Origin of the sequence: Sulfitobacter alexandrii (assembly GCF_001886735.1) — a bacterium.
Taxonomy (GTDB): Bacteria; Pseudomonadota; Alphaproteobacteria; order Rhodobacterales; family Rhodobacteraceae; genus Sulfitobacter; species Sulfitobacter alexandrii.
In genome coordinates this window covers 1,041,524-1,054,427 of the sequence record NZ_CP018076.1, presented here as the reverse complement: position 1 = coordinate 1,054,427, position 12,904 = coordinate 1,041,524, and the positions used below count along the sequence as shown (strand labels likewise).

The 12,904-nt window shown below is 65.5% G+C and carries 13 protein-coding genes; 2 read left to right on the top strand and 11 right to left on the bottom strand.

The genetic code is table 11. The features are described from left to right. Positions 1 to 216: 216 nt before the first annotated feature. From BOO69_RS05160 to BOO69_RS05140, 6 genes are all read right to left on the bottom strand, one after another. Positions 217 to 564: a hypothetical protein gene (locus BOO69_RS05160; RefSeq protein ID WP_071973648.1), complete on the bottom strand. Its 348-nt coding sequence runs from the start codon at positions 562 to 564 to the stop codon at positions 217 to 219. A 78-nt stretch (positions 565 to 642) separates the two neighbouring features. Next, positions 643 to 789 (bottom strand): hypothetical protein, encoded by a 147-nt coding sequence (locus BOO69_RS23195; protein WP_172839498.1) that lies wholly within the window; start codon positions 787 to 789, stop codon positions 643 to 645. Positions 790 to 1,003: 214 nt separating this feature from the next. After that, a complete protein-coding gene (locus BOO69_RS05155; protein WP_071970922.1) occupies positions 1,004 to 1,384 on the bottom strand; it encodes a DUF6497 family protein in 381 nt (126 codons plus the stop codon). After that, positions 1,381 to 1,776 carry a cupin domain-containing protein gene (locus BOO69_RS05150; RefSeq protein WP_071970920.1) on the bottom strand — a complete coding sequence of 132 codons (396 nt, stop codon included), beginning with the start codon at positions 1,774 to 1,776 and terminating at the stop codon, positions 1,381 to 1,383. The genes BOO69_RS05155 and BOO69_RS05150 overlap by 4 nt, the downstream gene beginning before the upstream one ends. Before the next feature lie 31 nt (positions 1,777 to 1,807). Then, on the bottom strand, positions 1,808 to 2,062 hold the full coding sequence (locus BOO69_RS05145; RefSeq protein ID WP_071970918.1) for a DUF7218 family protein: 255 nt from the start codon (positions 2,060 to 2,062) through the stop codon (positions 1,808 to 1,810). Between the two features lie 137 nt (positions 2,063 to 2,199). Further along, on the bottom strand, positions 2,200 to 3,732 hold the full coding sequence (locus BOO69_RS05140) for an acyl-CoA carboxylase subunit beta (RefSeq protein ID WP_071970916.1): 1,533 nt from the start codon (positions 3,730 to 3,732) through the stop codon (positions 2,200 to 2,202). 171 nt (positions 3,733 to 3,903) lie between these two features. On the opposite strand from BOO69_RS05140, the gene BOO69_RS05135 reads away from it, so the two are divergent. Continuing rightward, positions 3,904 to 5,139 carry a multidrug effflux MFS transporter gene (locus BOO69_RS05135; protein WP_071970914.1) on the top strand — a complete coding sequence of 412 codons (1,236 nt, stop codon included), beginning with the start codon at positions 3,904 to 3,906 and terminating at the stop codon, positions 5,137 to 5,139. Between the two features lie 75 nt (positions 5,140 to 5,214). Next, a complete protein-coding gene (locus BOO69_RS05130) occupies positions 5,215 to 6,615 on the top strand; it encodes a helix-turn-helix domain-containing protein (protein WP_071970912.1) in 1,401 nt (466 codons plus the stop codon). On the opposite strand, the gene BOO69_RS05125 is transcribed toward BOO69_RS05130, so the two are convergent. The 5 genes from BOO69_RS05125 to betI all read right to left on the bottom strand — a co-directional run bounded on the left by BOO69_RS05125 (position 6,616) and on the right by betI (position 12,848). Further along, positions 6,616 to 7,251: a thermonuclease family protein gene (locus tag BOO69_RS05125; RefSeq protein ID WP_472573270.1), complete on the bottom strand. Its 636-nt coding sequence runs from the start codon at positions 7,249 to 7,251 to the stop codon at positions 6,616 to 6,618. A gap of 78 nt (positions 7,252 to 7,329) precedes the next feature. Next, positions 7,330 to 8,988, bottom strand: coding sequence for a choline dehydrogenase (gene betA, locus BOO69_RS05120; RefSeq protein WP_071970908.1), 1,659 nt, complete (start codon positions 8,986 to 8,988; stop codon positions 7,330 to 7,332). A gap of 261 nt (positions 8,989 to 9,249) precedes the next feature. Further along, entirely contained in the window at positions 9,250 to 10,707 is a 1,458-nt protein-coding gene (gene betB, locus BOO69_RS05115) for a betaine-aldehyde dehydrogenase (RefSeq protein WP_071970906.1), read from the bottom strand. Positions 10,708 to 10,767: 60 nt separating this feature from the next. Further along, on the bottom strand, positions 10,768 to 12,276 hold the full coding sequence (gene betC, locus BOO69_RS05110) for a choline-sulfatase (RefSeq protein ID WP_071970904.1): 1,509 nt from the start codon (positions 12,274 to 12,276) through the stop codon (positions 10,768 to 10,770). Next, positions 12,273 to 12,848: a choline-binding transcriptional repressor BetI gene (gene betI, locus BOO69_RS05105; protein WP_071970902.1), complete on the bottom strand. Its 576-nt coding sequence runs from the start codon at positions 12,846 to 12,848 to the stop codon at positions 12,273 to 12,275. The genes betC and betI overlap by 4 nt, the downstream gene beginning before the upstream one ends. Positions 12,849 to 12,904: the final 56 nt, after the last annotated feature.

The following is a 12,904-nucleotide window of genomic DNA, read 5'->3' as shown; positions in this document are numbered from 1 at the left end:
CTGCAGAAAAAGCGGGCAGCAGGGGCCTGGGCCGCTGCCGCCCAAAGGGGGAAGGGGTTTGGTTTCGGTGCGAGGCCGGCCAGCCATCGTGTTCCAACCGGCCCTCGCCAGAGAGGTTGCCGCAAGCGCGCGTGCGCCGGAAGCCCGGATCGCACGGCAGCGCGATATCGGCCATGCACCGCTGAATTACGGGAATCACAGGCGAGTTCATGCCGATCAATCCTCGAAGGCTTCGGGAAAGGAGGCACGGGCGATTCTCTCGTCGATGACCAGCATCGCCTCGTAATCGGCCGGATCGAAGGGGTCCGTCGCGGGCACCACCTCGCGGCCGAAGAGCCACGACAGCCGCCCGGCATCGAGGTTGCCGCGTTCGAACGGCTCGGGGCCGAAACACTCCCACAGCGCCTTCATGAAGGCGGCGTCGGCGCGCCGGTCGGCGGGCTTGCGGTCCGATCGGCGCTCGCGCCGGGTCAGCGGCGTGACACCCCTCGGGTTCGGTCTTCGGATGGTGAACTGGAAATCAGTGCCGGGCAGACGGCCCGGAAACCCGCGATGTTTCAACATGTAAGCGGGCATCACGCCTCCCTCCTTGCCGGACGGAGCGTGGTCGGGGCAGCCGCGAACGCCTGCCCCGGGAATAGCTTACTTGTATTTGCCGGTGTAGGTCGGCTCAACAGAGATGGGCTCGGGCTCGACGACGACATATTCTTCGTCGGTCTGGCCGCTGGTGCATGCCGAGATTGCGGCGATGAAGCCGAACGCGGCGATGAGTTTGATGCTCTTGGACATCTAAGTCTCCTGTCGTTGTTGATGGGGCGCGGCACTGCTACATGCCTCGCACGCCCCGGTTCAGAGGTAAGGGATACCTGGGTATTCCTTGTGCGAAGATTACGGCAAAGAAATCCGCAATGATATGGGTCCAGCGTCAATCGGCGCTTATGTGACTCCAAAGCATCATATTCCTTAAAAATACCGCCCGATCCCGCAATATATGGGGTCTGCATCACAGGCCCTCCCAGATACAGCGGCCTTCCTCGATCCGGAAAGCCTCGAAGAACTGTGTCGATTCGGGATCCGCAACACCGAACTCGGTTTCCCGGTCGGCCAGCGAGATCACGATCACGTCGCCGGTCAGCTCGAACTCGGCGATGTAGGGGATCGCGAGGTCCTGACACAGGTACATGAGGTCCGCCGCTACGGTCTCGTAATCCAGATCGGAAGTCTCCCGCGCGATGGCAGGCGCGACCAGCCGGAAACGCAGGAAACTTTGCGGGCCGACCGAATCGACCAGCACTTCCTGCAGGGTTACGGGCTGTCCGGAGGGAACCTCCAGCGCCAGCGCGGGCGACGCGGCAAGCATCAGGGCCAGAGCTGCAACCCTCATGGCGCCGCCTCTTCCGCGGTCTTGAAATCCGCTGGCGACACGACCTCGATCAGTTCCATGTCGTCGGAGTGACGAACTTCACGGTGCTTTATTCCGGGCGGTTGCAGGACGCTGCTCCCGGCGCGCAACACGTGCTCGCCCTGCCCTTCGTATTCGAAAACGACCCAGCCCTTGGTGACATAGACCATCTGGAAATCGAGATCGTGGGAATGCCATGTGCCGGGGCTTTCCATGCCCGGCACGGCCCGGATCACGTGCGCCCCATACCGGCCCTGTGTCGCATCCCTGATGCCCAGATCGCGATACTCGAAGAACGGGCGCAACCCGGCCCCTTCGAACCGCCCGTCATCGGCATGGGCGATGGTGAATACCTGGTTCTTCCACAGCGTCATGACTGCCCCCCGGATCGGGGCGCAGGTGCCGTCAGTGGTTGCGCAGCGCGTCGATCAGCTCGTCCTTGGACATGTCCGACCGCCCGTCGATCCCGACCTCCTGGGCCTGTTCGTAGAGCTCGTCCTTGGTCCATTCCTCGTAGGGCGGCGCCTTGCCGCCCTTCCTGGACGGGTTCATGTCGTCGTTGGCCTGCGCATTGGCGATGCGGGCGGCCTTTTCCTTGGACGCGCCGTCCTTGCGGAGTTCCTTGTAGGTCTCTTCGTCCTTGATGGATGAGTTGGGCATGGCGTTCTCCTTTGGCGGGGAAACGCGCGGGGGCCGACGCGGTTCCGCCGAGGGCGCAGCCCCCCCCGGACAGGCCGGGCCGGGGCGCGAGGCCCCCCGGTTGGAAAATCGATGCCGACACGTTCATCGCCCTGCCTTCACAACGGAATGTTGTCGTGCTTCTTCCACGGCGTCACGACCTTCTTGTTACGCAGCGAAGCAAAGGCCCGTGCAACCCGCTTGCGGGTGGAATGGGGCATGATGACCTCGTCGATGAATCCCCGCTCGGCGGCGACGAAGGGATTGGCGAAGCGATCTTCGTATTCCTTGGCGTGGGCCGCGATCTTGTCCGGGTCACCCAGATCCGCACGGTGGATGATCTCCGTCGCGCCCTTGGCGCCCATCACTGCGACCTCGGAGGTGGGCCAGGCATAGTTCACGTCGGCGCGCAGATGCTTGGACGCCATGACCACGTAGGCCCCGCCATAGGCCTTGCGGGTGATTACGGTGACCTTTGGCACCGTCGCCTCGCCGTAGGCGAACAGCAGCTTTGCCCCATGCTTGATGACGCCGCGATATTCCTGCCCCGTCCCGGGCAGGAAGCCGGGCACGTCCACGAACGTCAGGATCGGGATCTCGAAACAGTCGCAGAAGCGGACGAAGCGCGCTGCCTTTCGCGCGCTGTCGATGTCCAGCACGCCCGCCAGAACCAGCGGCTGGTTGGCGACCACACCGACGGTCCGGCCTTCCAGCCGGATGAACCCCGTGATCATGTTCTTGGCGAATTCTTCCTGGATCTCGTAGAAATCGCCTTCGTCCGCGACCTTCAGGATCAGCTCCTTCATGTCGTAGGGCAGGTTCGGATTTTCCGGGATCAGCGTGTCGAGGCTGCTTTCGATCCGGTCCACGTTGTCGAAGAACGGCCGCACCGGCGGCTTCTCGCGGTTGTTCAGCGGCAGGAAGTCGATCAGCCTGCGGACCTCCGCCAGCGCCTCCACATCGTTTTCAAAGGCCCCGTCTGCGACCGAGGACTTGCGCGTGTGCGTCACGGCGCCGCCCAGTTCCTCTGCGGTGACCTGCTCGTTGGTCACCGTCTTGACCACGTCCGGTCCCGTCACGAACATGTAGGACGTGTCCTTCACCATGAAGATGAAATCCGTCATCGCCGGGGAATAGACGGCCCCGCCCGCGCAGGGGCCCATCACGAGGCTGATCTGGGGCACCACGCCGGATGCCTCGATGTTGCGCTGGAACACCTCGCCATAGCCTGCAAGGCTGTCCACGCCTTCCTGGATGCGCGCGCCGCCGCTGTCGTTGATGCCGATGACGGGCGCGCCGTTCTGCATCGCCATGTCCATGATCTTGCAGATCTTCTGCGCGTGGGTCGCGGAAACCGAACCGCCGAGCACGGTGAAATCCTGCGAAAAGACATAGACCATGCGGCCATTGATCGTGCCCCAGCCGGTCACGACGCCGTCGCCGTAGGGGCGGTTGTTCTCCATCCCGAAGTCGGTGCAGCGGTGGGCGACGAACATGTCGTATTCCTCGAAGCTGCCCTCGTCCAGCAGCAGCTCGATGCGTTCGCGGGCGGTCAGCTTGCCGCGCTCGTTCTGCGCGTCGATCCGGGCCTGCCCGCCGCCAAGGCGTGCGTCGGTGCGGCGCTCTTCGAGCTGTTCGAGAATATCTTTCATGGACGGTCTCCCAGTGCTGGTTTGCGCCAGTGTATGTGTGCCCGCGCCCGGAGGGAAAGACCCTTTGTGCATATTTGCAAAGTCTATGCAAGCTAGTGAAAGCTAATTGCAAATCAGCAAAGATCGGCATCGCGATGGACAATCTGTCGCGGCAGGACTAATTGCATTTGCATGATTGAAGTCCAACCCGAGACGCCGGTGATCCGTTTTCTGGACCGGCGTACACCGCCACATATCGCGACCCTGATCATGCTGGCCGGCCTGTCCGCGTTGGCAATGAACATATTCCTGCCAAGCCTGCCGCAGATGGCCGAATATTTCGGCACGTCCTATGCCGTCATGCAGCTTTCGGTCCCGCTCTACCTTCTGTTCTCGGCCATCCTGCAACTGTTCATCGGTCCGATCTCGGACAACCTTGGGCGCCGGCAGGTGATGATCTGGGGCCTTGCGCTGTTCATGCTGGCCACCCTTGGCTGCATCCTTGCCCCCAACGCCACGGTGTTCCTGATGTTCCGCATCGGACAGGCCGTGGCCGCCACGGCGATGGTTCTCAGCCGGGCCGTGATCCGCGACCTCTACACGCAGGACCAGTCCGCATCCATGATCGGCTATGTCACCATGGGCATGGCGCTGGTGCCGATGGTCGCGCCCGCCGTCGGCGGGGCGATCGAGCAGCAGTTCGACTGGCACATGACGTTCTGGGTCATGCTGGCGATCGGCGGCGCGATCCTCGCTCTCGTGGTGGCGGACATGGGCGAGACGGCACAGGCATCGGGCAAGTCCCTGATCGGTCAGTTTCGCGAGTACCCCGAATTGCTGCGCTCTCCCCGGTTCTGGGGATACGCGCTCGCCGCCGGTTTCTGCTCGGGGGCGTTCTTCGCCTATCTGGGCGGCGCGCCGTTCGTCGGCTCCATCGTCTTCGGGCTCGATCCTTTCTGGCTCGGCATCTATTTCGGCTCGCCGGCCATCGGCTATTTCGTGGGCAATTTCCTCACCGGCCTGTTCGCGACCCGGTTCGGGGTGAACGCCATGGTGCTCTGGGGCTGCATGGCGAATGCCATCGGGGGGTCGGTGTCGCTGCTGATCTTCCTGAGCGGGAACGGCTCTGCGCTCACGTTCTTCGGGATGATGACGCTGGTGGGGCTGGGCAACGGGCTGTGCATCCCCAACGCGACCGCCGGCATGCTTTCGGTACGGCCGCATCTGGCCGGCACCGCTTCGGGCCTCGGCGGCGCGATCATGATCGGTGGCGGATCGGCCCTCGCCGTGCTGGCCGGTGTCCTCCTGACCCCCGAAACCGGCGCCTATCCGCTGCTGCTCCTGATGCTCGGCACCGCAATCGCCGGTGTCGCATCGATCATGGTGGTGATCCGCCGCGAGAAGGCCCTAGGACTGACCCCGCGCTGACCCACCGGCCGACCTTGCCGAGATCGGTTTGCAAAGCTAGGCTGCCCCAAACTGCAAATTTGCAAAGGGAGCGCGATGGCGGTCAAGAAACTCTACGCCGGGGCCAAGCTGCGCGAACTGCGCAGCCGCATCGGGCTGACGCAGAAGGACTTTGCCGCGCGGCTCAACATCTCGCTGCCCTATCTCAACCAGATGGAAAACAACAACCGGCCGGTCAGCACGACGGTCGTGCTCGCCCTCGCGACAGAATTCGGGCTGGACGTGACGGAACTCAGCGCCGGTGACGGCGAGCGGCTGGTCACAGACATGCGCGAGGCCCTGAGCGACCCGATCTTTGCCGGGACCGCACCGCCGGTCGCGGACCTCCGCCTGACGGCATCCAACGCCCCTGCCCTCGCGCGGGCCTTTCTGGAACTGCACCAACAATATCGCCAGGCCCACGAGCGTCTGGCCTCGCTCGACGAGGCGCTTGGTCGGGAGGACGCGCGCGCCGCCCCCTCCCCCTGGGAAGAAGTGCGCGACTTCTTTCACTACTGCGACAACTACATCGATGCCGTGGATCGCGCGGCGGAACATTTCGCAAGCCAGCCGGGCGGGCCGCGGAACACCCGCGTGGCGGCGGTATCCGCCCTGTCGAATGCCGGTGTCAGCGTGATCTTCGCCGATACCGACGCGCTGCGCCACTTCGACCCGGCGGAAAAGGTGCTGACCCTGTCAGACCGCAGCGCCCCGGAAACCCAGACCTTCCAGCTTCTGCTTCAGGTCGCCCTGACCCGACAGGATCAGCTGCTCGAGGCGACGCTGGACCTCGCGCGCTTTCAACCCGGCCCGGCGCGGGACATCGCAAAGATCGGACTGGCCAACTATTTCGCCGGCGCCGTCCTGATGCCCTACAACGCCTTCCTGGCCAAGGCGCAGGCCTGCCGGCACGATCTGGAAGTTCTCGCCGGGCACTTCGGCGCCTCGATCGAACAGGTCGCGCACCGGCTTTCCACGCTCCAGCGTCCCGGCGCCAAGGGCATCCCCTTCTTCTTTGTCCGGGTGGATCAGGCCGGAACGATCACGAAACGGCATTCCGCCACACGGCTGCAATTCGCCCGTTTCGGTGGGGCCTGCCCGCTGTGGAACGTGCACCGCGCCTTCGAGACACCGGGCCGGTTCCTGCGGCAGCTTGCCGAAACACCGGACGGCGTGCGCTACATCAGCCTGGCGAGGGACATCTCCAAGCCGGCGGGCCGGTTCGGCGCGCCGGTCCGGCGCTACGCCATCGCCCTGGGCTGCGAGGTCCGCCACGCGGCGGCGCTTGTCTATGCCGACGGGCTGGATGTCACCCGCCATTCGGCATTCGAGCCCATCGGCATCTCCTGCCGCATCTGCGAGCGCAAGAACTGTCATCAGCGGTCTGTGCCACCGCTGGAGCGGAACCTGGTGGTCGACCCCAACCGCCGGGAAACACTGCCCTACCGGCTCGAATGATCAGCGCCGCGCGGGTCGCCAGCCCGAGGCGCGCGCCTGCGCCTCGGAACAGAACCAGCGTTCGCCCTTCTCGGGCCTGATCCCCGTCCGTTCATAGAACGCCTGCCCCGGCAGGTGGTAGATCCGCACGCCGTCGGCGTTGATGTTGCCCTTGATCCGGCAGTCCGGATCCGGCGCGCTGCGCCCCTCGATCCGCGTCAGCCGGTAGCGCGCGGGGGAGTCCATGATGAAACCGTGGATGCCCCTGTCGGCAATGACGGCGGCCTTCTCATCCAGATCATAGGCCATAGAATACTTGCGGTAGGCGTAGGCCAGACCCTCCTGGACAAGCACCTGGCCCATGTCGCGCTGCCCGACGGTGCAGCGCGCCACCGTGCGCCCGTAGCGGTCCACGTCCAGCGGCGTACAGCGGGCGGCGCGCCCGTCGAAAAGGTCATGCACCCGGCGCGTGACCCAGTCACCGCAGGCCCAGTTCTGCCCCGACAGCGTGGTGCAGGGCTGGTCCCGCTCGGGCGCGTCGATGCCATGAAGACGGACACGCACGCCCGCTACGTCCACCGTATCGCCGTCAACGACGCGAAGGGTGCCGTCGATGCTGTCGGCCAGTGCCGCCCCGGCCAGCCCGAGGGCCAGCACGAACCATGAACAAATCCTTAACATTTCGTTAACGTGACAGCAGTAACCTGTCCCCGCAACGGCTTTCGTTAAGAATGTTTAACGCTGGGCGGTTTCCCAGTCCGGATGGATCCAGGGGATGTCGTTGGCCCGGGCCAGCGGATCGCGCCCCAGAAGGTGATCCGACACCTTTTCGCCGACCATGATCGTGGGGGCGTTGAGGTTACCGTTCGTAATCCGCGGAAAGACCGAACTGTCGGCCACCCGCAATCCGTCGACGCCGATCACCCGCGCCTCGGGGTCCACGACGGCCTGCGGATCGTCCGCGCGGCCCATGCGGCAGGTGCCGCAGGGATGGTATGCGCTTTCCGCGTGCTCCCGGATGAAGCCGTCCAGTTCCGCGTCGGACTGCAGGGCGGCCCCCGGCTGGATTTCGTGCTTCACGAAGGGTTTGAAGGCGTCCTGGGCAAAGATCTCGCGGGTCAGGCGGATGCAGGTGCGGAAATCCTCCCAGTCCTCGGGATGAGACATGTAGTTGAACCGGATCACCGGCTCCGCCGCCGGATCGGCGGACCGCAGGGTCACCGTGCCGCGCGACTTGGACCGCATCGGTCCGGTGTGCGCCTGGAAGCCATGCCCTTCGGCTGCGGCCTGCCCGTCGTAGCGGACCGCGATCGGCAGGAAATGGTACTGGATATCCGGGTAGGGCACGCCCGCGCGCGACCGGATGAAGGCGGCGCTTTCGAACTGGTTCGACGCCCCCATCCCGGTCTTGGTGAAAAGCCATTGCGCGCCGATGAGGCCCTTGGAAAGCATGTTCCAGTGCCGGTAGAGCGTGATCGGCTGGCTGGAGGCCATCTGGATGTAGAGCTCAAGGTGGTCCTGCAGATTGCGGCCCACGCCCGGCCGGTCGGCGATCACCTCGATCCCGTGCTCGGCCAGATGCGCCGCCGGGCCGATTCCCGACAGCATCAGCAGCTTGGGAGAATTGAGCGAGGACGCGGCGAGCACGACCTCGCGCTCTGCCCCGATCACCTCGCGCCGTCCCCGGCGTATCACCTCGACCCCGGTCGCCCGGCCTTCGGCGATGACCACCCGCTGCGCCAGCGCGCGGATCACCTGCACGTTGCCCGTGCGCTGCGCGGGCCGAAGGTACGCGTTCGCCGCCGACCAGCGCCGCCCGCCCCAGACGGTCTGTTCCATCGGGCCGAAGCCTTCCTGCTTTTCGCCGTTATAGTCGTCGGTGACGTGGTACCCCGCCTGTTCCCCCGCGCGCACGAAGGCGTCGAAAAGCGGGTTCTTGCGGGGGCCGCGGCTGACGTGCAGCGGCCCGTCGGTCCCGCGCCAGGCCGGATCGCCGCCGTGCCCCATGTCGTGCCAGTTCTCCATGCGCCTGAAGTAGGGCAGCACGTCTGCATAGGACCAGCCACGCGCGCCGGTTTCCTGCCAGTGGTCGAAATCCATCGCGTGCCCGCGCACGTAGACCATGCCGTTGATCGAGGACGACCCGCCGATCACCTTGCCCCGCGGACAGGCCAGCCGCCGCCCGCCCAGATGCGGCTCGGGCTCGGACCGGTAACCCCAGTCATAGGTCTTCATGTTCATCGGATAGCTGAGGGCCGCGGGCATCTGGATGAAGGGGCCAGCGTCCGACCCGCCATGTTCGATCACGATGACCTTGCGCCCGGCCTCGGCCAGCCGGTAGGCCATCGCGCAGCCCGCCGACCCCGCCCCCACGATCACGAATTCCGCCTGCATGGCCCGCCTCTTCTTCCTTCCGTGATTCCGGGCCGGGTCAAGGAGGCGAAGCCCCGTGCGCAGCACGGCCTGTCCTTGACGCGGCGCGGAATCGCACCCTCACAATCGTCGAGGTGTCCTGAGCCACGGCATGTGGGCTCAGGCACCTCTCGGCAAAACTTCAATCCGTTCCCGCCCGCGGGCGGCCCGGCTTCTCGGGCTCGCGCCGCAACGGGCGCCAGGCATGTCGTGCGCGTCAGCGCGCATCGGGATCACGCCCGGTCAGAACGGCGCCTCGACGTCGTCCATCCGCACGAAGACCGACTTCAGCTGGCTGTAATGTTCAATTGCCGCCTTCGAATTCTCGCGCCCGACACCGGACATCTTGGACCCGCCGAAAGGCGCCTCGACCGGCGCATCGTTGTAGGTGTTGATGTAGCAGGTGCCGGCCTGAAAGGCCGCAGCGACGCGATGCGCGCGCCCGAGGTCGCGCGTGAAGACCCCGGCGGCGAGGCCGAACTCGGTGTCGTTGGCCCGCGCCAGCACCTCGGCCTCGTCGTCGAAATCGAGCACCGCCATGACCGGGCCGAAGATCTCTTCCCGCGCGATCGTCATGTCGTCGGTGACGTCCGCGAACACGGTGGGTTGCAGGTAGTACCCGTCGCGGTCGATCCGGGCCCCGCCGGTCACAAGGCGCGCGCCCTCGGCGCGGCCTTTCTCGATGTAATCCAGCACGATGTTCATCTGCCGCTCGGACACCATCGGGCCGAAGCTGGTGGCGGGGTCCATCGGATCGCCGATCACCGCATTGTCCAGCCGCTCGGCCAGCCGCGTCAGGAATTTCTCTTTGATGGCGCTGTGCACGAAGACCCGCGTGCCGTTGGAGCAGACCTGCCCGGAGCTGTAGAAGTTGCCCAGGATCGCACCGCCGACCGCGTTGTCGATATCGGCGTCGTCAAAGACGATCAGGGGCGACTTGCCGCCCAGTTCCATGGTGACGTGCTTGATCCCCGCGGCGGCGGCGGCATAGACCTTGCGCCCCGTGGGCACCGAACCGGTCAGCGAGACCTTGTCGACGCGCGGGTCGGAAACAAGCGCCGCGCCCACGTCTCCCATGCCCTGCACCACGTTGTAGAGCCCGGCAGGCAGCCCCGCCTCGCAGAGGATCTCGGCCACCTTGAGAGCGCAGAGCGGGGTCGTCTCGGAGGGTTTGAAGATCATCGCGTTGCCGCAGGCGAGCGCGGGCGCACCCTTCCAGCAGGCGATCTGCGTGGGATAGTTCCAGGCGCCGATCCCGACGCAGACCCCCAGCGGTTCGCGGCGGGTATAGACCCAGTTTTCACCCAGCTGGATATGCTCGCCCGTCAGGGTCGCGGCCATGCCACCGAAGTATTCCAGCGCATCGGCTCCCGATGTCGCATCCGCCACGCTGGTTTCCTGGTACGGCTTGCCGGTATCGAAGGTCTCCAGCACCGACAGGTCGTGGTTGCGGTCGCGCATGATGTCGGCCGCGCGGCGCAGGATGCGGCCGCGTTCGGTGCCGGTCATCGCGGCCCATTCAACCTGCGCCCTGCGCGCCGCGGTGATCGCCTGTTTGACGATAGCCGGGGTCGCGGCGTGCAGGGTGGCAATCTTCTCGCCGGTCGCGGGATAGATCACCGGGATCTCCGTGCCCGCCTTTTCCTCGACGTAGGCGCCGTCGATGAAATGGCTGGCTGGCGGTTGCGTCTCATAGGGCATGTCGGCTCTTTCCTGATGTGCGTGCAGGTGTATTTTTGGAACAATGAAGTCCCGGGGCGGTCATTCCCCGCGAGGGAAGCGCTTGCTTTCCTCGAGGATGTTCAGGTCCATGTGGTTGCGCATGTACTGCTCGGACGCGCGACGCAGCGGCTGATAGTCCCAAGGGTAGTAACCGCCTTCGCGCAGTGCCTCGTAGACCACCCAGCGGCGGGCCTGGCTCTTGCGCACGTCGGCGTCGAAGGCCTCGAGGTCCCAGCGGCCCGCGGCTTCGATGCGGAACCGTTCCAGCGTGTCGGCATGCGCCGGGTCTTCCGCGAGGTTCGTCAGTTCGTGGGGGTCGCTGTCGAGGTCGAAGAGCTGCTCGGGGTCGATGGCGCAGTTGGTATATTTCCACCGGCCCTGCCGCAGCGCCACCATGGGCGATTGCGATGCCTCGGCGGCGTATTCCATCGCCACGGGTTCCGCCCGGTCGGCGCCCTGCCCCAGCGGCACAAGGCTCTGCCCGGTGGTCCAGGGCATGACGTCGTCCATGCTGACCCCCGCCAGGTCGCACAGTGTCGGGCAGACATCGATGTTGCTGACCGGGGTGACGTTCAGGCCCGGCTCCATCTGCGGCGCCGCGATCATCATCGGCACCCGCGACGATCCCTCGAAGAAGGACATCTTGAACCAGAGCCCCCGCTCGCCCAGCATGTCGCCATGGTCGGAGACGAAGAGGACGATCGCTGCCTGCCGGGTGTCCTCCAGCGTCTGCAGGATCTCCCCGATCTTGTCGTCGAGATAGCTGATGTTGGCGAAATAGGCCCGGCGGGAGCGGCGGATGTCATCCTCGGTGATGTCGAACTCGCGCCAGTTGTTGGCATCGAAGATGCGCTGCGAATGCGGATCGTGGTCGGCGTAGTCCATCGCGGGCACGGTCGGCAGCAGATGTTCGCAGTCCTCGTATAGATCCCAGTACTTGCGCCGCGCGACGTAGGGATCGTGCGGGTGGGTAAAGCTGGCGGTCAGGCACCATGGCCGCGTGTCGCCCCCGCGCGCGTATTCGTAGATCTGGCGCACGGCGTTGTAGGCGACGTCGTCATCGTATTCCATCTGGTTGGATGTCTCCGCCACCCCTGCCCCGGTGACCGACCCCATGTTGTGATACCACCAGTCGATCCGCTCGCCCGGTTTGCGGTAGTCTGGGGTCCAGCCGAAGTCGGCGGGGTAGATGTCGGTGGTGAGCCGTTCTTCGAACCCGTGCAGCTGGTCGGGGCCGACGAAGTGCATCTTGCCCGACAGGCAGGTCCGGTATCCCGCCCGGCGCAGGTGGTGCGCGTAGGTCGGGATGGAAGAGGCGAATTCCGCCGCGTTGTCGTAGACGCCGGTTGCCGACGGCAGTTGCCCGGACATGAAGGCCGCCCGCCCCGGCGCACAGAGCGGCGAGGCGGTATAGGCGTTGCGGAACCGCGTGGAGCGTGCCGCGAGCCGCTTGAGGTTCGGGGCGTGTAGCCAGTCGGCAGGGCCGTCGGGGAACAGCGTGCCGTTCAGCTGATCCACCATCAGGATGAGGATATTCGGTCGGGTCATGTGCTCGCCTTCAACAGCAGGTCCAGGGTGGAAAGCGCGCTTTCGCGCGCGATGTCGGGCCGCCCGTCCCTTGAAAGGGCGGCGCGCAGGTAGAGCCCGTCGATCAGGGCGGCGAGGGTATCGGCGTCGGCCTGCGGCCGGGTGCTGATCCCGCGCAGCGCATGGGTCAGGTTGGACCGGAGCCGGCGCTGGTAGATGCGGAGCAAACGGCGGGTTTCCGGCTGGGTCCGAGAGGCGGCGTAGAGCGTCATCCAGGCGGAGACCGTATCGGGTGCGAAGCAGGTCTCGTCGAAGCTCGCCTCTATGATCGCCACCGCCCGGGCCTTGCCGCCCCCTGCCCCGGCAAGACGTTTGCCGACCTCTTCCTTGTACTCCGCAAGGATGTGGCGCATCGCCGCGAGAAAGATCTGGTCCTTGCCGCCGAAATAGTGGTGCGCCAGTGCCGTGGACATGCCAGCGCGGCGTGCGATCTGGCCCACGGTCACGTCAAGCGAATGCGCGGCACCGATCTCGGCGATGGTCGCCTCGACCAGTGCGGAGCGGCGGATCGGTTCCATTCCGACTTTGGGCATGGGGATTCGACCTTTCGGTTGGTACTGTCCCTTCCTAAAGGCGAGTTTATTGACCC

Excerpts from the sequence above, each read along its gene's own strand:
- BOO69_RS05130 (WP_071970912.1), top strand. The coding sequence starts at position 5,215 with ATGGCGGTCAAGAAACTCTACGCCGGGGCCAAGCTGCGCGAACTGCGC.
- betC (WP_071970904.1), bottom strand. The coding sequence starts at position 12,276 with ATGACCCGACCGAATATCCTCATCCTGATGGTGGATCAGCTGAACGGC.
- BOO69_RS05160 (WP_071973648.1), bottom strand. The coding sequence starts at position 564 with ATGTTGAAACATCGCGGGTTTCCGGGCCGTCTGCCCGGCACTGATTTC.
- BOO69_RS05145 (WP_071970918.1), bottom strand. The coding sequence starts at position 2,062 with ATGCCCAACTCATCCATCAAGGACGAAGAGACCTACAAGGAACTCCGC.
- betB (WP_071970906.1), bottom strand. The coding sequence starts at position 10,707 with ATGCCCTATGAGACGCAACCGCCAGCCAGCCATTTCATCGACGGCGCC.
- BOO69_RS05155 (WP_071970922.1), bottom strand. The coding sequence starts at position 1,384 with ATGAGGGTTGCAGCTCTGGCCCTGATGCTTGCCGCGTCGCCCGCGCTG.
- BOO69_RS05135 (WP_071970914.1), top strand. The coding sequence starts at position 3,904 with ATGATTGAAGTCCAACCCGAGACGCCGGTGATCCGTTTTCTGGACCGG.
- BOO69_RS23195 (WP_172839498.1), bottom strand. The coding sequence starts at position 789 with ATGTCCAAGAGCATCAAACTCATCGCCGCGTTCGGCTTCATCGCCGCA.
- BOO69_RS05140 (WP_071970916.1), bottom strand. The coding sequence starts at position 3,732 with ATGAAAGATATTCTCGAACAGCTCGAAGAGCGCCGCACCGACGCACGC.
- BOO69_RS05150 (WP_071970920.1), bottom strand. The coding sequence starts at position 1,776 with ATGACGCTGTGGAAGAACCAGGTATTCACCATCGCCCATGCCGATGAC.
- betI (WP_071970902.1), bottom strand. The coding sequence starts at position 12,848 with ATGCCCAAAGTCGGAATGGAACCGATCCGCCGCTCCGCACTGGTCGAG.
- betA (WP_071970908.1), bottom strand. The coding sequence starts at position 8,988 with ATGCAGGCGGAATTCGTGATCGTGGGGGCGGGGTCGGCGGGCTGCGCG.